Below are 24,849 nucleotides of genomic sequence, written 5' to 3'. Positions count from 1 at the left end.
AAATTCCATAGAAGATAGGTACATGTGATACCGAATTTTTAAATCTTGTACTACATAAAACTATAAATATTAGATATTAGATATTTTCCTATTCTTATATAGAATAAGAAAAAATCAGTATGAAATGTGGTATATAAAGATTTCTATTTTCCCTTTGACGGTTGCTAGACGGTCTATTAAAAGAAAAATTAATTAAATATGTGAAAAAAAGTTATTTTTATAAAAATAAACGAATCACTATGGTTTTATAAATCTAAAAAGAAGACTAGTAACTATTCTTTCCATTTATTTTCTTTCAACCACACTTAAAATACAATTACACTTGACCATGTTCTTACCAGACTTTTAATAGAAGTTTGTATTTTTCAGGGAATTATAAAAAAAGAATAGACAATTAAAGTGGTTTATGACTATTAAATTTTAAAATATCACTAATCTGTTCATGTAAGATCACTTTTATTTTTTTATGATTTTTTTATTTTGTTGCGTATATTACTAATATGAGTTCCATTATTTATATTCAATTAAGGGAGTATATTTGACGGTTCATTTGACGGCGTTAAAAAATAAGTAAATTTACTAAGCCCTACTATTTATCATAAGTTACAGGAATGCAGAGTAGTCTATACTTAAATTTTCATATAATAATGTAGCAATTTATCAATCTTTTAACGTTAAATGATGATTTTGTCTTCGTAATACGCTATAATATACATAAATTAAATATATTGTTATTTTTTATTACTCATTGACATGTCCAAATTCTTTATTGTATACTCGTTGTATAGGCTAACTAACCAATTGTCTATTTAACAACATTCATATAGTTTAATTTAAACAATTATAAATTTTTCTTATTCTATATAAAAATAAGAAAAATTACGTTATTTTCGAATATAAATGTATAAATAGCAAAAAGCGTAAAACAAAACTAAAAATAGTTTTGCTTTACGCTTTTTTATTTACCTAATTCGTCAAGATTCGTCAAAATGAATCTCTAATATGTCCAAAATTCTAGCCAAATCAGATTGTGAAAGATACTCGATCTCAATTTTACCTTTGCCTTCTTTTTCTTGAATTGAAACTGTCGTACCAAATTTATCCATTAAGCGATCTTCACTTTCACGAATATAATATGGTTTATCTTTCGTACTTTTCTTTTCTTTTTTAGATGTTTTTTTGCCTTGATTTTCATTTAAATCATTGACGATTTGTTCTAATTGGCGAACCGTTAAATTTTCTTCTACCACTCGTTTTGCCAATGTTAAAATCAAGTCTTTGTCTTTCAAACCAAGTAACGTTCTTGCTTGGCCCATTGATAAGGTTTCACCTTGAACCATTTCTTTGACTTGAGTCGGTAATGTTAACAAGCGTAAGTAGTTTGCAATATATGGTCGACTTTTGCCCAGACGTTCCGCTACTTCTACTTGTGTAAGTTTCAAATTTTTCATTAGCATATCGTAAGCTTCTGCTTCTTCTAGCGGATTTAAATCTTCTCGCTGTAAGTTTTCTAAAACAGCAACTTGCATCATTGCCTCTTCATCAAATTCTCGGACAATTGCAGGGATTGCTTCTTTCTCTGCTAATTTTGAAGCGCGAAAACGTCTTTCACCAGCAATGATCTCGTAGCCTTTAACAGCAGATTTTCTAACAATAATTGGTTGAAAAACACCGGATTGTTGAATTGAATTCGCCAATTCTTGAAGAGAGGCTTCATCAAATGTTTTTCTTGGCTGATATGGATTTGGACGAAGTTCATTTAAAGGAATTTGAAGGACTTCTTCTTTTTGAACATCTACATCTTCCAAACTAGCAAAATCTTGAAACAATGCATCAATACCTCTACCTAAACCTTTTCCTTTACTCATTATCCAACACTTCCTTTGCTAGTGCTTGGTACACTTCGGCACCACGTGAACGGGGATCATAATCAATAATCGACAAACCATGACTTGGTGCTTCAGATAAACGAACGTTTCGAGGGATAATAGTATCGTAGACTTTTTCACGGAAGTATTTGCGAACTTCTTCCACGACTTCAGCGCCTAAATTTGTGCGAGCATCATACATCGTCAATAATACACCTTCAATACGTAAGTCGGGATTAAAATGTTTTTGAACAAGACGAATCGTATTTAATAACTGACTTAACCCTTCTAACGCATAGTATTCACATTGGACAGGGATCAAAATCGAATCACTTGCTGTAAAAGCATTTATCGTTAAATGTCCTAATGACGGTGGACAATCAATCAAAACAAAGTCATAAATATCATTTATTTCTTCTATGGCTGCTTTTAAGCGAGATTCTCTGGCCATCATTGACGTCAATTCAATTTCAGCTCCAGCAAGTTGAATCGTTGCTGGCACGATATCCAGATTTTCTCTAGAAGTTTGTTGAATCACATTTTTGATTGGTTCTTCATTCACTAATACATCATAAACATCGGTAGCAACGTCAGGTTTGCGTACACCGATACCGCTTGTAGCGTTTCCTTGAGCATCAATATCGATCAGCAACACTTTCTTGCCATAATAAGCAAGACAAGCACCTAGATTTACAGTCGTTGTTGTCTTTCCAACACCGCCTTTTTGATTCGCTACAGAAATTATTCGTGCCATTTGTGTCCCTCCATCTTATTTGATTGGTTGTTTATTTGGTAACCCTGGTTTTCTGGGGTATTTTTTGGGTGTCTCTTTTTTCTTTTGGATTACAACGATATGTCGCTCGTCTTCTGTGATTGGTAGTTCAAATGATACTTCTTTTTGAAATTTACCACCTAAGATGGCGATTGCAGGTTTCGCTTCAATAATTTCTTCCTCGCTCTTAGCAGCTTTCAAAGCTAAGAAAAAACCATCCTTTTTGACTAATGGTAGGCACAGTTCACTTAACACATTTAAACGAGCAACTGCACGAGCGGTTACATAATCGAAAGCACCGCGGAATTCTTCTTTTTGTCCAAATGTTTCTGCACGATCATGGTACAAAGAGACTTCTTCCAACTTCAATTCATTGACTAATTCAGTTAAGAATGTGATTCGTTTATTTAATGAATCGACAATCGTTACTTGTAATGTTGGGAAAACTATTTTCAACGGAATACTCGGGAATCCCGCTCCGGCCCCTACATCACAAATCGATTTATTTGTTGAAAAATCTTCAAAAAACGCTAATGAAATTGAATCGTAGAAATGCTTTAAATAGACGTCTTTTTCTTCTGTGATCGCCGTTAGATTCATTTTTTCATTCCACTCAACAAGTAATTCAAAATAACGAGCAAATTGGTTCATTTGATGCTCTGATAATTGGACTTCTTTTTGGCTTAATAGTTGTTTAAATTCTTCTGGTGTCATAGGTTTCCTTCCTTGCGTGAAACAGAAAATGTTTCACAATTGTCTTTTCTTACTTTAACGCAAATAGCAATTTCTTGCAATGTTTTTAGCGAGATTTATAGTAGTTGTAAAAAAATGTTTCTTTCTATTATATAGGATGAAATTTTCTCTCCTAATTTTAGACAAAAACAAAAGAGCTATACAGGCACTTCTTTATTTAAAAATAACGTCACTTCATAATGAATGGAACAAATGTTTCACGTGTAACAATAGGCATCAAAAATAAAATAAGGAACCAAACTCAAAAATGAGTTGTAGCTCCTTATTTTGTTAAACTACTTCACACAATGAAATGCTTGGTCTTTTGCGAGATAAAAAGGCCGTAAATACCCTACTGTATTTGACAATGGAATGACATCTTCACTTAAATCAATATTCAATATTTCTTTGATGTAGGTTTTCCTTGTAATTATCCGTTGCCATAAATCTGGATAATTTTCCCTGAGTTGTTTCTGTAAATTTTTATCCGCCAGTGCAACACATTCTTCGGCACTAACTCCAGTATAACCTGTCACAGATGGAATAATATCGATTTGTAAAATCATACCACTCTTCAATATCTCCTGTGACCCAGCATAAATCGGTGAAGACATCCATTCTTCATCTGATACTAAATGCCCAGGATTCAAGTGCCAATGGTAGTCTGCTTGAGGAAAAACTTTTTCAATCGTTTGATAGAGCTCCTGCCCTAACTTACCAATTTTTATTGTTTCCAACCAAGTTGTAACAGCTTGATAATAAGGTATCGCGACTCTCTCCAAGTAATCATGCTGATTTTCTGGAAGTTGACTCTGATTTTCTATTACAAAACCCGTCCGACTAGACAATCCACCTTTAAATGCTGTCGTTAACGACAACGGATCACCCAATTTTACTTGCTTATGCGTCGGATACACATTTCCATATTCAAAACGCTGCCCGGTTGCAGCAATTGTAATCACGGTATTGGTTTGTCCTTCTGCCGTCAGTTCATTACCTAAAGATGCTTCAGTTACGCCGATTTCAACTGCGTCCATCGCATTTAACATACAACTGGAAGATAAGTTGGCTCCATATTCGTAATGCGCAATCTCATTGGCATTGTTAGTTGTACGAGCACCTATATCCCCACGAATAAATAAATGTGCAGCATTTTTTAGCACCGCTAGGCTGTTTTTACTAGTTAAGAGTGCTTTAATGATAAAATATGGCAAATCAAAATATGCGTCGTTGTCTGATGCTGCTGTCGTGAACATCTTCCATCCAACAACACCTATCTTACTTTTTTCAGCTAAGCCAATACTTTCAAATATATCTTCTAATCTTGCTTCATTATCCATCGGCTGGTTTGGCAAAGAAAATAATGGCGAATGAATCAATTTGTTTTTGATCCGAGCGACCTTTGCCATTTTTAAATTTTCATTACCAAGAATCAAGGTACATTCACCTGTGGCCTCTAAAACAAGCAATCCTTCTTCAAAACGTGGAATAAAACCTGTTAGATATTCAAAGTTGCCCCCATGCTCTTTGTCGGCATAAATTACTAAGGCGTCGAAATCTTCTGCTTTCATATTGTCTAATATTTTTTGCTTTCTCTCACTCATTGTTTCATCTGTCAAAAAAGTTGGGGCTACATCGTTAAAACTCATCGGCTTAGTAATAGTAGTTAATTGGATTTCTGAATTTTTCATTTCATTGAATTCCCTTCAAATTAGTTTTTTTAGTTTAAAACTCATTCAACCGTTTTTTTTGCTCTCCATCAACCGTAAAATTCGAGACCGACAACCATGATTTCAGCCGAGCTTTTGTTTTCGGCCATTCACTATCAATAATAGAAAACCATGCAGTATCGCGATTGCGTTCTTTATAAACTAAAGCATTCCGAAAAATACCCTCAAAAACAAAACCTAAACGTAGTGCGGCATTTCTAGATGGTTCATTTAATGAATCGCACTTCCACTCATAACGTCGATAGCCTAACACATCTAGTGCATAACAAGCTAAAAGATATTGTGCTTCTGTAGCAATCCTCGTTTTTTTCAGTTGATCAGAATAAATAACGAAACCAACTTCGATTGATCCTTGTTCTCGGTCTATCCTCATCAAAGCTACTGTTCCTAGCGCTTTTCCATTCACATTATCAATAATTGCATAGTGGAATGGATCTTTTGAGTGGCTCATCGATGTAAGATACGCACTGAACTCTATTTTATTTTCAAATCCTTCTAATGGTATATACGTCCAATTTTTAGGATTACTTTGCGGTCCGTAAACTTGATAAAGATCTTCTAGGTGTTTCTCTGGATCTACTTTTTCTAATCGGCAATAGGTTCCTTCTAGTATTGATTTTGTCGGATGTTCTCTTGTAGACCAGTCGGTTATTGGATAGCCGACTGGTTGGTTGTATGAATTGTATTGTGCCGCTTTTTTCACTTTTCTTCCCTCCATTGTTACCTTTAGTGTATCAAAAAAAGATAGCTAATTATACCTATAGCTTTCGTGTTTTTTATTAAAATACCCTCTTATTTTAAAAGATTATAACAAATTCTCTAAAAAGAGTGATTTGGATTAAAATTTTGGAAATTTCTATAATAAAAAATATGATACAATTAAAATTGATGAAACGTGATCACCACTCTAAATACATTTTGAATCTTAAACTCAAGGGAGATGAGCTATTGAAGATTGCATTGTGTGATAATAACCAGAGAGAAATGGGAAAAATTGAAAAATCTATACATCTACACTCTTCTCAAAATTATGAATTTGATTTTTATAGTAGCGGTAAAAAGTTAGTGCGACATCTAAAGGAAATCGAAGCAAATTATGTTATATACTTCATTTCTATTGAACTAAAAGAAATGGATGGTATTGCACTAGCTCAAAAAATACGGGCTGTTGATTTAGAAGCATTGATTATTTTTGTGTCTAATGATGCTCAGCGCATGTCTGAAGTATTTAAAGTCCAAGCTTTTGATTACTTACTGAAACCAATTTCTGATGAATGTTTACTGGAGACAATGACTAGGGCAAAAAATCACTTTACTACTAACCATTCTTATTTCGAGTTTTCGTTTAATCGAAAGCTTGTTGTATTGTCAATGAATGAAATTATTTATATCGCAAAAAGCGGTCGTATTGCTTATATTCATACAATAGAAAAAGTTTACAAAACGTATTTGACTATGTCTGAAATCATCAATAAAGCAAATAAAGACTTATTTACTAGGATACATGGTAGCTACGTGGTAAATTTAAATTATATTGTTGAGATCACGAAAAACGAAGTATTCGTTAAACAGGTTAAAAAAGATGTGCAACAAGAGAAACATATTGCTTTGCCCATGAGCAGAACATTTAAAGAAGAATTAAAAATGGCATATACAGCTTTCCTTAAATCATAATTCAACATGACACCACGAAATAAACAATTAATATTTCTCTAAAAAAAATCTGTATTTGTTACAGATTTTTTTATTTTTCATACTTAGAGATAATTATAAAAATCACCTATATATAAAAAAATACCTTAAAGGAAGGTTATATTTCTATTTATCTCTCTTTTTTTTACTTAAAACATGCAACTTTTTACATCAAGTATTTATTAACTCTTTTTTATGGTAACGTTTAGATAGATAGAAATCATTATTAAATGCTTTCTAATACTAACTATTTGGAGGAATGAAAAATGGCAGGCGATAGAATTAAATTATCCCCACAAGAACTAAGAACTTCTGCAACAAAATATACGGACGGTTCGCAACAAGTTCAAGATATTTTACAAAAATTACAATCTGAACAAGATACGATTCAAGGAAACTGGGAAGGTAGCGGTTTTGATAGCTTTAACGATCAATTCACTGCTTTAAAACCAAAAGTAAGTGAATTCGCGGAGCTATTAGAGCAAATCAACAAACAATTGAACGAAGTTGCTACTATTGTAGAAGAAACAGATCAAAATATCTCTTCAGCAATCGGAAGAGGTCTATAAGAAACACATATCTGAGGAATAGGGAGGGCACTTGCTCCTCGCTGTTCCTCTTTTGTTTAGGAGAATGATAAATGAACAGTAAAAAACTATATTATATGTTGAAATCTGTTTGGATGGTTGTAATTTTACTTATTATGCTTATATTTATGAATCGAGATTTTACTGATATCTCTGCCAATAAAGCAAAAGAAGAGAAAGATATGCGGTTAAATATTGCTTTAGTGAATGAAGATAACGGGGTTAACAAAAATAACATAGACTATAACCTAGGTGCAGATTATGTAAAGAAAATTGAAAAAGACGCGACGTATAACTGGTTTACAGTTAGTCGAGGGATTGCCGAAAATGGTTTAAAAACGGGCACTTATAATTTACTTGTTACAATCCCAAGCAACTTTTCAAGTAAGCTCTTAGAGTTAGACAGTGAAGCACCAGAAAAAGTTCAAGTCAATTATAAAATCAATGCAAATGGGAATGCTACCTTAGAAAATGAATCTAGGAGTGTTGGTCGGAAAATCGTCAATGATTTGAATCAACAACTGGTCGATTTATACGTGGTCAGCATCATTGATAATTTATATACTGCACAACAAAATATTGAAAAAGTCTACACCAATCAAACTGATTCAGTTGGCAAGTTTCAAGAGATTCTGTATCAGCCAACAATCAATTTTAAAAACTATTTACCAAGCATCACCTCCCAATCTCAAAGTGCCTTACAAGCAAATGACTTACTGACAAACACCCTAATCGATTTTATCAAAAATCCTGAATCACTTGTCAGCAGTCATCAAGACTTTTCTACTTTATTGGAGCAGTTACTAAAACAACGCGCCGATGGAAAATTGTCATATGAAGAATTTGTAAAACTTCTAACATCAATGGACAGCAGTTTATTAAGTTCAGAAACGAGTAAATTGTACAGCACATTAGAAACTTTGAACCAATCATTGCAGGATGATTTTATTACCTCAGATGATGGTAATGGCCGTTATATTGAGCAAATGAATGCGCTGAATGAACAACTCATTGCTTCTAAAGCAGATGTTGAAAAACAGATTGCTGACCTAGAGGGAATTGAAGATAAGTATTTTGATACTTATAGCGAAGAGTTTTTCAAACAATTTAGAATCAATAATCCAGATGAAGCGTCTAAAGTAACCTTTAAGCAAGTTCTTACAAAAATGGATTATGACTATGGACAACTCTCAGATGTTTCCAAATTCAATGATAATTACTTGCAGAAAATGCAAGATCGTTTAGACAGTCTACCCTTTAAACAAGATACAAGAGATATCAACGAATTTAATGAAGTCTTTTTATACGGTCATCTTCCCTACACTGATGGCCCTGCAATTGATGATATTCGATCAACTATATATGGAAACTACGGTATGTTAGAGAGTATCGAAAAAATCAATCAAAAAATTCGTGACACCAATGAAAAGTACCCGGACAATCCTACAATTAAAGAATTGGAATGGAAAGTTGATAGCGAAACGATTGGCAATAGCAACTATCACAAAGAATTAAGAAGAACTTATGACAATTTGGTAGCAGCAAGAGATAACGCTGTTGGTCAGTCTAAGGTCTTTACGATTACAACTGAAAATTTTAGAGAAGAAGGAACAATCACTTTTGGAGATTTACCTGCTGGAATCGAAGCGATTACTTATGGTTATCCTGAAACTGTAGTTGTTCCCGGAAAATCTATTGCTATTTCTAGCACCAATATGAGGTTTACGTACACGTTTGAAACTGATTTTGATGAAACTGAAGGCGCACCTAAAATTCCAATTACAGTGGAAAAAGTTCTTCATCCTGATGAGAACGGAAATGCCCCCGTCACAAAATCACTACCAGCTGTTGATGTGACAACAAATGAAACAGTAAATTCTGAGAAAAAAGAAAACTCAACCACTGAAAGTACATCTGCAGAGGAAACAACACGACAAACAGAAGAGGCTCCATTTCAAGAAACACCTCAAGTAGAGACTTATGTAAGCCGAGCAACCGCTGGAAAATACACTGTTATGTGGGAGCAATCTGCTGATTTATCAGAATTTTCAAAGCCAAGATATCAATACGCGCAAAGAAAATACTCAGAACAATTAGGTAAAACAGTTGAACTTTACGAAACTGTACAAACAGAACTTAAAGACTTCAACAAATACCCATTCGACGTCTTCAATAACTTACTAGACATGAACATGACCGAAATGTTCAAACAAGTTCTTAACGGTACTTTTGCTACTGGTCATTACAAAGATCAACATGAAAAATTAGACTCTTTGGTCAAACAAGCATCTGATATTGATCGTCAATCGGAACGAATCGGTGAAAAACTTCAGGAAATTCAAGGTAATACTATGAATCTGAACGAAAACGTCAAATCCCACTTAGCACAAATTGCTGATTGGCAAAAAACGATGACTGAAGCTACAACTTCAGAAACAAAAGTCGCTTCCGACAATACTGCTACAGATTCAGAAATATCAGCAATCGACTCCATGCTTCAATCAATCAAAAAACAAGCAGAAATGCTGAAAGAAGCATCTAGCATGAACGTCAAAGAGGCAGAAAGTGTTAAATCTGTCTTCACATCATTCGATAAAGACGTACAAACTGCACAAAAAAACGGTGAAGATTTATCTACTAACGCAGATGTCATCATGAACAACTTGAACAAAGAACTTGCTAATAACAATGATTTTGTCTCAGCATTTATCAAAGTATTAAACAATGCTCACAAAGACGGCGTTCCAAATAATACACTGCTACAATTTATCGCTAACCCTGTCAACGGAAAAGCAGAAGCCACAATCAAAACAACTGAGGTCAATGAGCCATTCACTTGGATCTTAATCATGTTCACCTTAAGTTTGTTTGTCGCTTATCTATTCGCAACACAACCTGTTGTCAGAAAAGTAAAAAATAAATTCAAACGAGAAAAATTATGGCTTAAAGACAACATGTTAGAAACATTGCTACTTAGCTTAAGTGCTATTGGCATTGGATTAATCTTAAGCATGTTAAGCATCAGTGAATTAAGTATTGTCAAAGAGTCTCAAATCGTTTGGGGCATGATGGTCGTATTGTTTATGCTAATTTTCTCATTATTGAATCACTATGCATTGAAACAATTCCATATTGCTGGATTTGCCTTGAGCCTCTTCTTATTTATCAGTTATGTATTTGTCACAAATGCAATCGGTAAAACAAAAGGTAACAACCCGATGGTCGACCTTATTCGATCAGTCAATCCACTGTCGATCGGTGAAAATAATTTAGCAGATGTTCTAGCAAATAACGCCTTAAATATTGTTCAGATCATTTTGTATCTATTAACGATCGCAGCCTTGATTTTATTCAACATTTTTATTTGGAAACCAAGACGGAAAGCGAAGGAAGTGGTCACAAAATGAAAAAGCTAATGGTCTTATGCTTACTAGGCATCAGTATCTTTTCCTTTTCTGACGTAACTCACGCTGAAGAAACCTTACTCGATAATAACCTAGAACTACAAACAGATCGTTTAAACAAAGATCAAATAGACGATGGTAAAACCAAAAGCTTTGTAGCGGAAGACCGCTTGTTCGAAGCTGAAATGATCAAAAAAACAACCGATGCAAAAATACTAGAAGAAAAACAAAAACAAGAGGACATGTCTAAGCTCTTCCTAACAAAAGGAGCAAAAGTAAAGGAATTAGATCCTACTCAACTATTTGCAGCAAGTGAAAATAACCAAGCAGCAGTAAAAAGAGAAGAGACTGTAGATACAGTTTCTTCTCCTCCTGCGTTATTTCCATTAATTTTAGGCTTAGCATTGGTGACCGTGGTCACATTACTTTTATATCACAACAGAAAAAGAGGACAGAATCATGGCAGATAATACAGAACATATCAACGTAACATTGTTGTATCAAAAAAATAGAGAAAAAATGGTTGATTTAAGAATTCCTAATAACATTACTGTATTTCGGTTTATTCGAGAATTGAACCAAATTTTTGGCAAAGAAAAAGACGTTAAAAAATATCAAATCAAAGTTTTGAATAAAGGAATTCTTTTAGACGAAGAACAAAAATTAAAAGATTTTCCGATTACTGACGGAGATATAATCGAAGTGTTGGGAGAATAAATGATGGAAAACATGAAAGAAACAGCTGTAGCGATAATAATTGAAAAACATACGTATGAATTTAAGAAAACGGTGGCAAATTGGCAGCTTGCTTTAAGAAAATCAGAAGTTCAAGTCAATGAAGAAAAAGATTTAGCTTTATTGAAAGTCGCTCACCCATTATTGATGGACACAAGCATCCACTGGGAAGAAGATGCCGTGACCTTCACGTATGAATTACCTAAAGAACGCATTACCTTTACAGAATTAAAAGCTGGAACAAAAGAAGATAAACTTCGTGCCATGGCAAATATGGCCGCAGTTGAACAACTATTAGATTTACCACTTACCTTCTTTATCCACCCAGAAAATTTGCTGTTTGATTATAACTTACAGCCCAAAATAGCTTATCGCGGACTCGACGGAAAAATGCCGCCGAAAGTCACCAATAATGACTTATTATTAAGACAATACAAAAGCTTGATCATCGCCTTATTCGAGAAAAAAGATGACTTTACCAAACTCTATGAAGGGCAACTAGAAATCAAAAAAGGCTCTGAGTTTGTCCAAACGATTTTGAAAAAAGAAAGCTTTGAAGAAATCAGAGAATATTTAGTTCAAATGTACGACCAAACAGTGGAACATGCTGCAAAAACAATTAAAAAAGTCAGCAAAACGAAATTCCAAGTGATGAAACAATTATCGATTTGGATGACAGTCTTATCCGCAATTTTAGTGATTCCACTCGTTTATTTACTGTTTTTCCGTTTACCATTCTTAGATAGGATGCAAAATACTGATACAGCCTTCTTGAAAAATGACTATGAAGCCGTGATCACAACCTTAGACCCAGTGAAAACAGCAAGTATTCCTTTCACCCAAAAATACGAATTAGCCTTTAGCTTTATTCAAGGTGAAGCCTTACAGGAGCAACAGAAAAAAGTTATTTTAAACAACGTAACCTTACGTTCTGATGAAAATTATCTAGACTACTGGATCGAAAATGGTCGTGGGAATCTGGATGAAGCGCTAGATGTAGCGAAAAACTTAGAAGATTCCGATTTGATTTTATATGGAATCACACAAAAAATCGAACAAGTTAGAAAAGACACAAAAATGACTGGTACCGAAAAAGAAGAAACAATCGGTAAATTAGAAGCGGACTACAAAAAATACAAAGAAAAACGTGACGAAAGTGTGAATGCTGCAGCAGAAGCGGAACAAACACAAGGATCGACTGCTCAGGAGGGAAATTAGATGACAAAGACACAAGCCATCATCTATCTTCAAGGCTATCGCTATCAACTGACCCTGGACGAAGAGAAAACACAACGAATCGGATCGGATAATCAAGTATCTCTTCACTTACCTTTACTGACAGAAGCGGATGAACTAACGATCGAAAAACAAGACGAGTGGGTAGTGACACACCAAGGGCAGGAACATGTTTTATCACTTGGCACTCCCCTCTCCCTTTCATTATCAGATGATCAACAAGCAACAATTATCTTAACACCTGTGACCAAACTACATGTGTTTGATCTATTAGACAAAAAAGAAATCATTTTGAGTACGGATAAAGGCGCAACCCTTGAATTGCCGAATGATCATTTAGCAGAACCACTTTCCGCTATTTTGAAAAAACAAGACGAGCAATGGTTGTTGACGGTACTTTCTGGTGAGTTGATGATCAATAATCAATTATTTACCGGCACAGACTATTTACTTGGTAAAGGAGACGAGCTGTCTTTCTTACACCACACATTGAAAATTTTTACTCATGAAATACACGCCACAGAAGGTACGATCATAAAATCTGATCTATGCGAAATCTACAACTCTCGTTACGATGTCTATGAAGATTACCCAGATTTCCACCGTTCACCGCGGATCATTTACCGTGAACCAGAGGAAAAAATTACGATCAACGCACCAAGTGAACCGAACAATAAACAACAAGATCAACTGATCAAAACGATTTTACCACCGATCGTCATGTTGATGGTAACGGTGGCAATGGCCTTTTTCAGACCAAATGGTTTATTCGTTTTAGCCAGTGCCGCAACGACGTTGATCACGATTATTTTCTCGATCACCAATTACTTTAAAACAAAAAAAGAACACAAACAAAGCTTGATCGATCGTGAAGTGAGCTATAAGAAATATTTAGTCGACAAGTCAGTAGAATTACACCAATTAAATCAAGAACAAAAACAAGGGCAATTGTATCACTATCCAAACGTTTCAGAACTATTGGAGATGACGAAAACGTATAGCCCTAGAATTTATGAAAAAACAGCACTACACTTTGACTTTCTCTTCTATCGTTTAGGTTTAGGAACACTGCAATCATCAAGTGAAATTACCTATTCGAACAAAGAACGTGGCAAAGAAACAGATGATTTAGAAAAAAGTGGGTATGAGCTTTATACGAAGAGCTTAGAGCTTGAGGATATGCCGATCGTAGCGAATTTAGTCAATGGACCTGTTGGGTATATTGGCCCTAGAAACTTAGTGTTGGAACAGCTTCATTTATTGGTTAATCAATTATCAGTGTTTCATAGTTACCATGATTTACAGTTTATCTCGATTTTCCCAGAAGCCGAAAAAGACCAATGGGAATGGATGCGTTGGTTGCCTCATGCAACGATGCAGGATGTGAATGTGCGTGGGTTTGTCTATAACCAACGGAGCCGTGACCAAGTATTGAATAGTTTGAATCAAATCTTGAAAAACCGTAAAAATTCCATGGAAGAAAACCGCAATAGTCGGGATAGTACGATCTTCTCCCCTCACTATGTGGTGATGATCACTGATGAGAAATTGATTTTGGATCATGTCATTATGGAATTCTTCAATGAAGATCCAAGCGAATTAGGCTGTAGTGTGATTTTCGTGGAAGATGTTATGAGTAGCTTATCGGATAATATCAAAACCGTTATCGATATCCGTGACCGAAATACTGGGGTTCTCTTATTGGAAGAAGGGAAATTGAAAAATACGCCTTTCCAATTGGATCACTTCCCTGCTGACTTTAGTAAAGAACAATTGCCACGTTTGTTGGCACCATTGAATCACTTACAGAACTTGAAATCAAGTATTCCTGAAGCGGTGACGTTCCTAGAAATGTACGGCATCGAGAAATTTGATGAGTTTAATGTGACCCAACGTTGGGCTGAACATTCTCCACATAAAACCTTGGCTGTGCCGCTTGGTTTACGTGGGAAAGACGATATTGTCTACTTGAACTTACATGAAAAAGCCCACGGACCGCATGGATTGGTCGCTGGGACAACAGGTTCTGGTAAATCGGAGATCGTACAGAGTTATATTTTGAGTTTAGCCGTGAATTTCCATCCTTACGACGTAGCTTTCCTCCTGATTGACTACAAAGGTGGGGGTATGGCGAACTTATTCCGTAACCTACCTCACTTATTAGGGAGTATTACCAACCTAGATGGCGCTCAAAGTATGCGTGCCTTAATCTCTATCAATGCCGAGCTAAAACGCCGCCAGCGCCTGTTCTCGGAGAATAACGTGAATCATATCAATCAGTATCAAAAATTATATAAAAGTGGCGATGTTGAAGAGCCGATGCCTCACCTCTTCTTAATTTCAGATGAGTTTGCGGAATTGAAATCAGAACAGCCTGAGTTTATGAAAGAACTTGTTTCCACTGCTCGTATTGGGCGTTCGTTAGGGATTCACTTGATTCTTGCGACTCAAAAACCAAGTGGTGTGGTGAATGACCAAATCTGGAGTAACTCGAAATTTAAATTAGCGTTGAAAGTGGCGGATAAAGCCGATTCGATGGAAATGTTGAAAACACCTGATGCCGCAGAAATCACCCAAGCTGGGCGTGCGTACTTGCAAGTGGGGAATAATGAGATTTATGAACTGTTCCAAAGTGCTTGGAGTGGTGCGGATTATCAGCCTGAGAAAGATGACCAACAGATTGAGGATCATACGATTTACCTTGTGAATGATTTAGGGCAGTATGAAATCTTGAGTGAAGATTTAAGTGGACTTGAAAATGCGGATGATGTGAAACAGATTCCGACTGAATTGGATGCCATTATTGATGGGATTCATGAAGTGGCAGAACGTGAAAATATCACGCCATTACCAAGACCTTGGTTACCGCCGTTGGAAGAACGGATTGCTTCTTCTACGCTACATCCTGTGGACTTTAGAGAAGAATGGTTAACAGCGAAACAGCCGCTTGAACCTGTTTTGGGTGTGGTGGATGTGCCAAGTATGCAGGCGCAGAATACCTTGCGTTTGAATATGACACAAGAAGGTCATATGACCGTGTTTAGTAGTCCTGGGTATGGTAAGAGTACGTTTATGCAGACGGTTGTGATGGATTTGGCGCGAGTGCATAGTCCTGAGCGATTGAATGTTTACTTGCTTGATTTTGGGACGAATGGATTATTACCGTTGAAGAAATTACCGCATGTCGCAGATACGATGAGTATTGATGAAGAAGAGAAAATCGAGAAGTTTGCGAGACGGATCAATGATGAATTGAAACGTCGTAAGAAGCTTCTTAGTGAGTTTTCAGTGGCGAGTTTGGATATGTATGAGCGTGCTAGTGGCAAAGAAGAACCGATCATCCTTATTCTGTTAGATGGTTTTGAAGGATTGAAAGATGCGAAGTTCAATGAAATCCTTGAAAAAGTGATTACCCAAGTGGCTCGTGAAGGTGCTGGGATTGGGATTCATCTACTTCTATCTGCGGGACGTCAAAACTCAATGAGAGCGACTCTTTCAAGTAATATCAAAACGCAAGTCGTATTAAAAATGATCGATGATAGTGAGCCTAGAGCGATTGTTGGACGAACTACACTTACAATTGAGGATTTACCTGGTCGTGGGTTGATCAAGTTGGAAGAACCTGAGTTATTCCAAGCAGCATTACCTGCCGATGGTGAAGATACATTGCAGATTATTGAAGCGATTCAAGAAGAAGTAGCGCAGATGGATAAACATTGGACTGGGGCTAGACCTGAACCGATTCCAATGGTGCCAGAAGAATTAACTTATGAACATTTTGAAGGTATTTTAGACAGAAAACATCCTGCTTCAAACGAATATATACCTTTAGGATTAGATTTAGACACAGTTGAAGTAGTTCCTTGGTTGACAACTAAAGAAGAACATCTAACAGTTGTAGGAGCTAGTCAACAAGATACCGAAGGCTTAATGAAACTCTTTATTACACAAATTAACCGTATGAATCAAGTCAATCCAGTTAATTATTTACATGTACTTGATACTAGTCGACAAACGTATCAACATTTAAGCGGCTCAGTGGTTAGCTATGTTTCAGAACTTGAGGGAATGGAACAACTCTTAACAGGTATTAGAAATGAACAAGTCGCTCTAAAAGAACAAAATAGAACCGATGTTGAAATGAATCATTATATTTTAATTGCAAACATTAATGATTTTAGCGCCAAAACAAGAGATACCTTAGCCAAGATAAATATTGAACTTTATGAAGAATATGATTCAATTAAATTCATTACATTCGGCTCAGCAAATGATTATGGTGCGAACTATGACGATTTTTCTAAGTTATTAAAACAAAATAAACATGGTTTACTATTTATGAAATATTCAGACCAAAGTCTATTAACAGCTGCTAACTTGAACTACAAATCACCTGCATTAACGAATCAAGAAGCTTACTTTGTAGAAGACGATTACGCGACTATTCTTAAATTACCAACAATATTTTAAAGGGAGAAAAATATGGCAAAAAAAACAGAAGCTGAAAAAAATGTAGAACGTCAAAATCTCAAGAATGTGTACGAGCCGAATATAAGAGCAATGAAAAGTCAACGGGATAGTCTTGTTTCTGAAATCGAACACTTAAAAATGCAAAAAATATTTTTGGATAGTAATATTCAAACAATGGATAGTCAATATTTAGAATTAAAGAAAGTAGTAGATTTTGCTTCATCAAAATATTCAAATTACGACGATTTGGAAGGAAAATATATGAAGCATGTAAGATCTGAGACAGATTCAATCACAGCCCATGGTGATACTTGCTTAACTAAAATGAACCACGCGGGAATGGTTGCCACTGCTGCTCAAGAAAAATTGAATAAAAAAATTGAGACTCTTCAATCTGATTTGACAAACCTAATTAGAGAAATATCAGATGCCCAAATTCAATTTCAAATTGCTTTAAATTCAATAATATAAATTAAAAAGGAAGTGTAACATCTATGGGGTATAAACTAAAAGTAGAAACAGAAATATTAGAGGAGCAAAGAATTGGACTAAAAACAGGGTTTTCAAGTATCCACAACGGCTTAATTAACATTGAAAAGGCACTTGATGGAGTTGAAAGTAAGGGTTATAAAGGAGAAGCTGGTAAAAGTATTGAGGAATTAATGAATATTATTAAATCAGATGTCATTGCCCCTACCGATAAATATAATGATTTAGTCATTTCTGACTTAAACGCAGCATTCCAAATTTTTAATGATTTGTAAAAGGGGGAATTAACTTGAAAAATAAAACACATGAAATTAACATAAAAGGTGTTAATACTGGAAACAACAATACACCCAAATGGAGTCCATATGGCCAAGGAACTGGAGATGGAATTAGTAAGGTTTATACCCCTTCATACTCGTCTATCTCGCAACCTACACCTGCTTATGCTAATGGGATTCAAGCACAGACTAAATCAAAACCTACACAAGCCTCTTATACAAGAGGTGCAGAGTTATTAATTGATAAAAGTAAAATTGAATCTGAAATTTGTGTTAATATTATGTTGGGTGTAACACAGCTTAAAGAAGGAATCAAAGTAATTGAAAATAAAAAAAATTCTTTAACAAAAGATGTATGGGATTCTGATTCCGATGAAAGCTACAAAGAATATCTAGAGAATTTTCTTGCTTATATGAATGAAGTATCAAGCTTTTTTGAAGCATTATCTAAGAAAATTATTAATGATGCAGAAGTATTTGAAGAATTGGATAGCTATATTAATAACATCATCAGTTCTGGTGCAAATATAGCCAATTGGAGGTAACAGAATGGCGAAAAAAAAGATTACTAGTGAAGCAATTGAAAAGTATAACACGGACATAACTAGTCTTTCTAATGATGTAGATACTCACTATACGTCTGCAGAAAAGCTTGCTACTAGAATAGATGAAATTATCAGTAGTTGTGACCTTTCCCTTCCAAACACATTGTCTGAAAACTATACAAGTTCTCCATCTGCAGATTTGACTAAACAACTAGATCATAACATTAGAAAAATAAAAGTTGCTTTAACAGAAGCAGAGGAAAAATCAAAAACTAACGATCAAAAATTGAAAGAAAATATCTCTACTCGCTCCGACGAAGTGAAACAGCTTAAGAATATAATAAGCCAATATAAAAGCCAAATCCAAAGTGCTTCTTCTCTTACTTCACCAGGTCTTAATTCTAGCTTAAAAGCAATAGGTAAGGCTGGGAACATTGATAAAATTCCTGGTGTCAATGAAGGACGTCACAAACGATTAGAACACGAAGTCAAAATGAATAAATTATTATCTCCAGAACAAATAGAAGAAAAAATCAGAGAATTATATCGCAATTTATCAGATGAACAAATTAAAGTTTTGCGTGAATACTATACCTTTAAAAATATGAAATCATGGCCTCTAATAAACCGACCACCGTCGACAATGGGAAGAGATGCTGTATTATTATATGAGAATGGACAGTATATAATTAAGTACGTAAACAACGCTACTTTAGATTTCTTTAATGTCAAAGGCTCTATGAAAGGCTCTTTATTGAAACCGGGATTGAATTCAAATGTTGATTTGAATGGAGAAAGTAAAAATTCAGTAAAATCAGGACTTGGGGCAAGTGGGTCTATGAAAGCAAGTGCTGTTAGCGGAACCTTAGATGAAGTTGACTGGTCAATAGGAAATGCCGAACTTAAAGGCTCAGTCAATAAAGATGGCGCTGAAGTATCTCTCGGCGGAAATATGGCAGAGATAGGTATGCAAGTTACTTTTTGGGAAGATGATCAGTCTAGATATGTGGGTAAACTTGACATCTCTATAATATCTGCCAAAATTAAAGCCAATTTAGCTTCAGATGGAATAGAGATAGGTACTCCTGGTCTAATTGGTATCGGTGTTTCTGGGAAAAAAGTTGACCTAATAGATTTAGATACTGATCTTTAATTTGAAGGGAAGAATGGTGTCATGCATTTTTTTAAAAAAAGAATAGGTTATATACTTATATTAATTATCACTTGTGTATTTTTTGTTGGTTGTAAAAATACTAATAATAACGTTATTTCAAATAGCGCAAGCGAAGAAATAATTACTAAGGAGCAAGAAGATTATCTAAACAACGGCTATCAAATAGGAGATTATAAACTCCTATTAACAAAAAATCAGAAAAAAAATGAGAAACAAACTTTCATTGATAACAACTTTTTTGAAGTAAATTTCCTAAAAATACAAGATAATATAGATTTATCTAAAAAAATAAATATTATCTTATACGGATTGCATTATTCTCCTGAAGAAGAACGCTACACCTTAGGAACATTTCTAATAAATACGACAAATACGACTATCAAAAAATTAAGTTTTACCCTTACTCCTTCATTCAAAAATATTGGAGATGTAGAACCTATAAAATCTAATTTTGAGGGTGATGATTTGGTTGAACTACCACCTAAAAGTTTTTTTACATTAGCTATCTATGGAGATGCTCCTTTAAAATCAGCAGATTTATTAATGGAAAATAAAGGTCCAGATATCACTTTTAAAATAACAGATTTAGAAATAAATGGAGAGAAGGTGGACAACACCAATGAACATTAAATGGGCAAAGTACCTACAGGAAACACCTGAATATGACGTAATGACCATTGACAAAAATTACATTGCAGCTTGGAAAGAATTTCTAGAACAAAATAAAGACAAATTTCCTGCCAATGAATTAGTAATCATTACTGGAAATATAACCATTAAAAATGAAAATATGGTATTAGAGTATGCTCTACTTAATCAAACTGAGAAACCAGTCAAAGAAATTGAATTTGGCGTTACATTATCTTTATTTGGAAAAGAATACTTCAAAGGTGCTTTAAGAACCAATAAAAATTGCTATGAAGAACTTCTTCCAAATGATGTGCGATTAGATTTAATCGATTTTGGAAACGATCGATATGATAATCAAGAATTAACAAACGATAACTACCAATTAGTCATTCACTATTGTAACGAAATAAGCTATGACACAGATGAATTATCTGAAAAGGAGCTACAAAATAGTGCAAAGTAAACATCCTGGAGATAAACTAGATACTATGGCGACTATTCTTCTTTTTGTCCAAGTAATAATGACAATATTCAATGTTATTTTTGGATTTTGGGCAGGAAGTCAATACTATCTATATGGACTACTTCTAAGCGGGATGCTTATTCGAGCTATTATTCAAACTATCGTAATGTTTTGGTTAGTAAAAAAAGAGAAAGCTTTTCCAAAAAACTCAACTGCGTGGTGGATATTTGTTTGCTGTTTAGCTTCAGGTTTTACTAATATTTTTTCTAGTTATAGTTCGTTTACTTGGGGAAATTTAGAATTGATACTCATTGTATGTGGCATTGTTTTGCTATTTCGTCACTACTCTTATACAAAAGCTGTTCGGATAGAATACGAAGAAAAAAAGAAGAAACAACAGGAAGAATAACTCTAACCAATTAGAAAACCTGAAACTATCGAATAGCAAATAGAAAATTTCAAGTTATTCAAGAGATAGGTAATCTAAAATAAACTTTTCTGTTAAATAAGAACGGAGAGAATATTGAAAAATAAAAAAGTTTTTATTGTTGTTTTAATTAGCGTTACCCTCGTTGCTATCATTGGAGGATGGCTATTCGTATCTTCCAATAAGAAAACATATAACTCTTTTCCAGACATTTTTAAAACAATGGATGTTTCCACAAAAAATGAAAAATCCAATATTGAAACATTGAAAAGATTTGCTGAAAAAAATGAGTATATTTTCCAAGAAGGTAAAGATAAGAATATTTCTAAAATTTCTATTATTTCAAAGGATTATATTCAAAATTTAATATACTCTCCAGAAGAAAATGAATTATCGTTTATCAAAATGAACAGCAATGATTTAACGATACCTGACGAAAAGAAGATTAAAAAAATAACAGAAGAAGATTCATTTGATAAGGTTATGAATGAACTTGGTGAACCAGACAAAATGAGAAAAAATGGAGATGGACTAATCGTATTGCGATGGAATGATACATCAGAAAAAGGGTATCTATCTTTATCTATAGAATTAGAAGATAATAAGGTGACTAAAATAACAAAAGTAGAAATATAGAATAATAAATTGTGCAAATATCAGAAATGCGATATTTGCACAATTTTTTACTTCAACCGAATTATCTCAGATATATCACTAATATCCAAAGCATCGGCTATCCTCTTGATATGCGGTAAATAAATCTTTTCTCTTTTATTATTTGCTAATTTGTTAACAATTGAAGGCTCAATATCAGATAAACGTGCAAGCTCTCTTAATGATATACCTCTATCTTTAACCAATTGTTTCAAACGAATTTCTACTTTTCTTTCCATAAAATTTCCTCCATCCTTCTGTTGCTCATACGAACATCATATAGTATAATAAAAAAAGAAGTGGTGCTCTTATAAGCATCGTTTCAAAAAAAGGAGGAGAATTATAGAAATTAAAAAGCTAGAGACAAAAAATAATCCACCTATTAAAATGGTAAGCCATCAGGAAATTTATTCCCTGCATGACATGTTGGAGCAACTAAATTCTTGGCAAGCTGCACTAAAGTTACTGAACGACTTTTTCAGTGACAAAAAACGCCCCGTAAACAAGAAGAAAATCGCTAGTGACTATTATGCCTGTTCGAAAATATTCTCAGCTTTTCAATCTGATTTTTCACAGACTATTCCCAAAAATGGAAAATCAAATTGAAGAACTACACCGAAAAGAAAAAATTTAATTACTTATTACCTTTCAGAGTCAGAAATTACTTTTTTAAGTAGCTTCTGTCTTTTTCTTTTATCTCATACGAACCTTAGCTGTGCTTTTAGGTTTACGTGGAAAAGACGATATTGTCTACTTGAACTTACATGAAAAAGCCCACGGACCTCATGGGTTAATCGCTGGGACAACAGGTTCTGGTAAATCGGAAATCGTGCAGAGCTATATTTTGAGTTTAGCCGTGAATTTCCATCCTTACGATGTGGCTTTCCTACTGATTGACTACAAAGGTGGAGGAATGGCGAACTTGTTCCGTAACCTGCCTCACTTATTAGGGAGTATTACCAACCTAGATGGCGCTCAAAGTATGCGTGCCTTAATCTCGATCAATGCCGAGCTAAAACGCCGCCAGCGCCTGTTCTCGGAGAATAACGTGAATCATATCAATCAGTATCAAAAATTATATAAAAGTGGCGATGTTTCTGAACCTATGCCTCACCTTTTCCTAATTAGTGATGAGTTTGCGGAGTTGCAATCAGAACGGCCTGAGTTTTATGAAAAAACTCGAAATTCAATATTGTCCTGAAAGTGACGGATGAAGCTGCCAAATAAAATATTCTTTCGATAAATAAACATCATTTTTCTTATTTGAATACATTCACGATTCAAATTATCTCAGTTCGTTTTTATTAACTTAATGATATAAATGATTTACAATGATTATAAATAGCTTTGAAAGGAGAAAGCAAATGAAAAAAATGATCGTTACCGCAAGTGTTGTCTTAGGGTTAAGTTTGGGAGGTATCATTCTTCCGGATAATACTGGATCAACTGTTTTAGCAGCTGAAACACCCCCCGTTGATACAGCTGCTGCCTTTAAAAATCATGCAGAAAATATTATTACTGATCCAGTTGGCGTTGGTGGAAAAAAGAGTCTATTTGTAACTGGTGAGGTTAAAAAAGGAAGCAATATTTATTGGGTTCAGCTTTGGGTCAATGAAAAATTGATAACAACAGAAAGAGTTATTGAGGATGTTCCAAAAGAAGACAATTACTTTTTCGAACTGGATATCAAGAATAGTATTCAATCTATGGAAGATAGCGTAACCGTTCTTGGATTAGAGAGAGATAAAAAGGTTGTTGTTGAAGAATCTGAAGTATTTCTTCAAGAAAGCGAATGGATTTTAACACCTGATGCATTTACCTTAAAAAAAGACTCTGTTGTCACAGGACTTGCAGATTGGGAAATAACTGATGTAAAACTTGCCGTAAACACTGCAATAGTTGATGAAAAAGAAGTACCTTATACTAGCCTATTTTCATTGGATACTAATGATGAAATTCAATTCCTTAGAGACTATGTTGAAGTGTTGGGGTTTGATGTTGAGGGTGAATTAGTTCAAAAAGCCAAGGTGGCAGTCAATCCAATTAAATTAGTAACGAACTTGAATGACTTCTCTCTTGGAGAACGAAATATCACGGGTACTGTTAACGGCGGCGGAGCAGCTCAGGCTCGCTTATACGTAAACAATAAACGCCAACAAACTACTATTATTAAATCCGATGGAACGTTTAGTTTGATTGCTAGAGCTATCACGAGTATTGCTGATAAAGCATCTATAGCCATCTTAAATGCTGAAGGAATAGAGATTGGTCGATTTAACGTAGTCATTAATGAGAGTGGACAATCAAGACCCTTCATCGGGCAATATTCAGATGGCTTATCTGCTGCACCTGGAGGAAATGTAGGGTTTCAAACGTCATTTAGAAATTATGGATTTGAAAATGAATACAACATGGGCATAGAAACAATTCCAACTGCTAAATGGTTAAAACCCGAATTCTATTTCTATTATCAAAAAGATATGGAAATTGTAGCTTTTACAATGGGACTTGACCCTATTATTTCAATAAATGATTTAGATCCTAGTAAAGTCGTTGTTAGTAATCTTGAGAACCGCACATTTGATGGTACTGAATATAAAGGGTTAAAGCTGTCGTTCCAATATGATTTCCAAATCCGAAGTGTCTTCGGCGAAACTTTTTAAGCGCGTGGTTAAAAACACCTGAACAAAAGACAAATGACTTATCCGTCATCGCATTTGGTAGTTCCGATTCAAATGCAACGAATTATAAACCAATTGTTCATGCAGGTAAAGATACCAGAGACTTAACACAAACTGGAAACCCAAACAAGCGCATTTTTGAAGTTAAGAAAACAAATTACAGTGTAAGCTACTAATTAGTTGGTGTGGCTTTCGTCTTATTGGTTACTGTCTCTAGGATATTTCGAAATTGGTAAAAAAAAAGAGTTCATTTTTGAACTCTTTTTTTTGTGAAACTATTCA

Annotated in this window: 22 protein-coding genes and 1 pseudogene; 17 read left to right on the top strand and 6 right to left on the bottom strand. The window is 34.6% G+C overall.

Annotated elements, in window-relative coordinates:
* Positions 1-974: 974 nt before the first annotated feature.
* The 5 genes from BCR22_RS03240 to BCR22_RS03220 form a co-directional block, all read right to left on the bottom strand.
* The gene (locus tag BCR22_RS03240; protein ID WP_069653547.1) at positions 975-1,868 is read right to left on the bottom strand and encodes a ParB/RepB/Spo0J family partition protein; all 894 of its coding nucleotides are present in this window, start codon (positions 1,866-1,868) and stop codon (positions 975-977) included.
* Positions 1,861-2,622 carry a ParA family protein gene (locus BCR22_RS03235; RefSeq protein ID WP_010766686.1) on the bottom strand — a complete coding sequence of 254 codons (762 nt, stop codon included), beginning with the start codon at positions 2,620-2,622 and terminating at the stop codon, positions 1,861-1,863. Before BCR22_RS03235 ends, BCR22_RS03240 begins: the two co-directional genes overlap by 8 nt.
* 15 nt (positions 2,623-2,637) lie before the next feature.
* Positions 2,638-3,354, bottom strand: a complete 717-nt coding sequence (rsmG, locus tag BCR22_RS03230; protein ID WP_069653546.1) for a 16S rRNA (guanine(527)-N(7))-methyltransferase RsmG — start codon at positions 3,352-3,354, stop codon at positions 2,638-2,640.
* A 314-nt stretch (positions 3,355-3,668) separates the two neighbouring features.
* A complete protein-coding gene (locus tag BCR22_RS03225) occupies positions 3,669-5,063 on the bottom strand; it encodes a M24 family metallopeptidase (protein WP_069653545.1) in 1,395 nt (464 codons plus the stop codon).
* Between the two features lie 34 nt (positions 5,064-5,097).
* Positions 5,098-5,820, bottom strand: a complete 723-nt coding sequence (locus BCR22_RS03220) for a GNAT family N-acetyltransferase (RefSeq protein ID WP_069653544.1) — start codon at positions 5,818-5,820, stop codon at positions 5,098-5,100.
* A gap of 230 nt (positions 5,821-6,050) precedes the next feature.
* Here BCR22_RS03220 and BCR22_RS03215 point away from each other — a divergent pair, with 230 nt between their 5' ends.
* The 15 genes from BCR22_RS03215 (at position 6,051) to BCR22_RS03145 (ending at position 21,868) form a co-directional block, all read left to right on the top strand.
* Complete coding sequence (locus BCR22_RS03215) at positions 6,051-6,776, top strand: LytR/AlgR family response regulator transcription factor (RefSeq protein ID WP_167351499.1); 726 nt, start codon at positions 6,051-6,053, stop codon at positions 6,774-6,776.
* 284 nt (positions 6,777-7,060) lie between these two features.
* Positions 7,061-7,363: a WXG100 family type VII secretion target gene (locus tag BCR22_RS03210; protein ID WP_069653543.1), complete on the top strand. Its 303-nt coding sequence runs from the start codon at positions 7,061-7,063 to the stop codon at positions 7,361-7,363.
* Positions 7,364-7,434: 71 nt separating this feature from the next.
* Positions 7,435-10,788 carry a type VII secretion protein EsaA gene (gene esaA / locus BCR22_RS03205; RefSeq protein WP_069653542.1) on the top strand — a complete coding sequence of 1,118 codons (3,354 nt, stop codon included), beginning with the start codon at positions 7,435-7,437 and terminating at the stop codon, positions 10,786-10,788.
* Positions 10,785-11,255, top strand: a complete 471-nt coding sequence (locus BCR22_RS03200; RefSeq protein ID WP_069653541.1) for a type VII secretion EssA family protein — start codon at positions 10,785-10,787, stop codon at positions 11,253-11,255. The genes esaA and BCR22_RS03200 overlap by 4 nt, the downstream gene beginning before the upstream one ends.
* A complete protein-coding gene (locus BCR22_RS03195; protein WP_069653540.1) occupies positions 11,245-11,502 on the top strand; it encodes an EsaB/YukD family protein in 258 nt (85 codons plus the stop codon). The genes BCR22_RS03200 and BCR22_RS03195 overlap by 11 nt, the downstream gene beginning before the upstream one ends.
* Positions 11,503-11,505: 3 nt before the next feature.
* Positions 11,506-12,738, top strand: coding sequence for a type VII secretion protein EssB (essB, locus tag BCR22_RS03190; protein WP_167351498.1), 1,233 nt, complete (start codon positions 11,506-11,508; stop codon positions 12,736-12,738).
* The gene (gene essC / locus BCR22_RS03185) at positions 12,739-17,226 is read left to right on the top strand and encodes a type VII secretion protein EssC (RefSeq protein WP_069653539.1); all 4,488 of its coding nucleotides are present in this window, start codon (positions 12,739-12,741) and stop codon (positions 17,224-17,226) included.
* A gap of 12 nt (positions 17,227-17,238) precedes the next feature.
* Positions 17,239-17,697 (top strand): hypothetical protein, encoded by a 459-nt coding sequence (locus BCR22_RS03180; RefSeq protein ID WP_069653538.1) that lies wholly within the window; start codon positions 17,239-17,241, stop codon positions 17,695-17,697.
* A gap of 23 nt (positions 17,698-17,720) precedes the next feature.
* Positions 17,721-17,990: a hypothetical protein gene (locus tag BCR22_RS03175; protein ID WP_069653537.1), complete on the top strand. Its 270-nt coding sequence runs from the start codon at positions 17,721-17,723 to the stop codon at positions 17,988-17,990.
* Between the two features lie 14 nt (positions 17,991-18,004).
* A complete protein-coding gene (locus tag BCR22_RS03170) occupies positions 18,005-18,538 on the top strand; it encodes a hypothetical protein (RefSeq protein ID WP_069653536.1) in 534 nt (177 codons plus the stop codon).
* A gap of 4 nt (positions 18,539-18,542) precedes the next feature.
* Positions 18,543-19,691, top strand: a complete 1,149-nt coding sequence (locus BCR22_RS03165; RefSeq protein ID WP_069653535.1) for a hypothetical protein — start codon at positions 18,543-18,545, stop codon at positions 19,689-19,691.
* 21 nt (positions 19,692-19,712) lie between these two features.
* The gene (locus tag BCR22_RS03160; protein ID WP_069653534.1) at positions 19,713-20,342 is read left to right on the top strand and encodes a hypothetical protein; all 630 of its coding nucleotides are present in this window, start codon (positions 19,713-19,715) and stop codon (positions 20,340-20,342) included.
* Entirely contained in the window at positions 20,332-20,805 is a 474-nt protein-coding gene (locus BCR22_RS03155; protein WP_069653533.1) for a hypothetical protein, read from the top strand. Before BCR22_RS03160 ends, BCR22_RS03155 begins: the two co-directional genes overlap by 11 nt.
* Positions 20,795-21,214, top strand: a complete 420-nt coding sequence (locus BCR22_RS03150; RefSeq protein ID WP_069653532.1) for a hypothetical protein — start codon at positions 20,795-20,797, stop codon at positions 21,212-21,214. The genes BCR22_RS03155 and BCR22_RS03150 overlap by 11 nt, the downstream gene beginning before the upstream one ends.
* A 114-nt stretch (positions 21,215-21,328) precedes the next feature.
* A complete protein-coding gene (locus BCR22_RS03145; RefSeq protein ID WP_069653531.1) occupies positions 21,329-21,868 on the top strand; it encodes a hypothetical protein in 540 nt (179 codons plus the stop codon).
* A 47-nt stretch (positions 21,869-21,915) separates the two neighbouring features.
* On the opposite strand, the gene BCR22_RS03140 is transcribed toward BCR22_RS03145, so the two are convergent.
* Entirely contained in the window at positions 21,916-22,125 is a 210-nt protein-coding gene (locus tag BCR22_RS03140; RefSeq protein ID WP_069653530.1) for a helix-turn-helix domain-containing protein, read from the bottom strand.
* Between the two features lie 464 nt (positions 22,126-22,589).
* Between BCR22_RS03140 and BCR22_RS03130 the strand changes: the two are divergent.
* Positions 22,590-23,063, top strand: a pseudogene (locus BCR22_RS03130) (FtsK/SpoIIIE domain-containing protein); the annotation flags it as partial.
* Between the two features lie 187 nt (positions 23,064-23,250).
* Complete coding sequence (locus BCR22_RS03125) at positions 23,251-24,549, top strand: immunoglobulin-like domain-containing protein (protein WP_069653527.1); 1,299 nt, start codon at positions 23,251-23,253, stop codon at positions 24,547-24,549.
* Positions 24,550-24,849: the final 300 nt, after the last annotated feature.

Source organism: Enterococcus plantarum (genome assembly GCF_001730295.1).
Lineage (GTDB): Bacteria > Bacillota > Bacilli > Lactobacillales > Enterococcaceae > Enterococcus_L > Enterococcus_L plantarum.
This window is presented reverse-complemented; position numbering and strand designations above follow the sequence as displayed.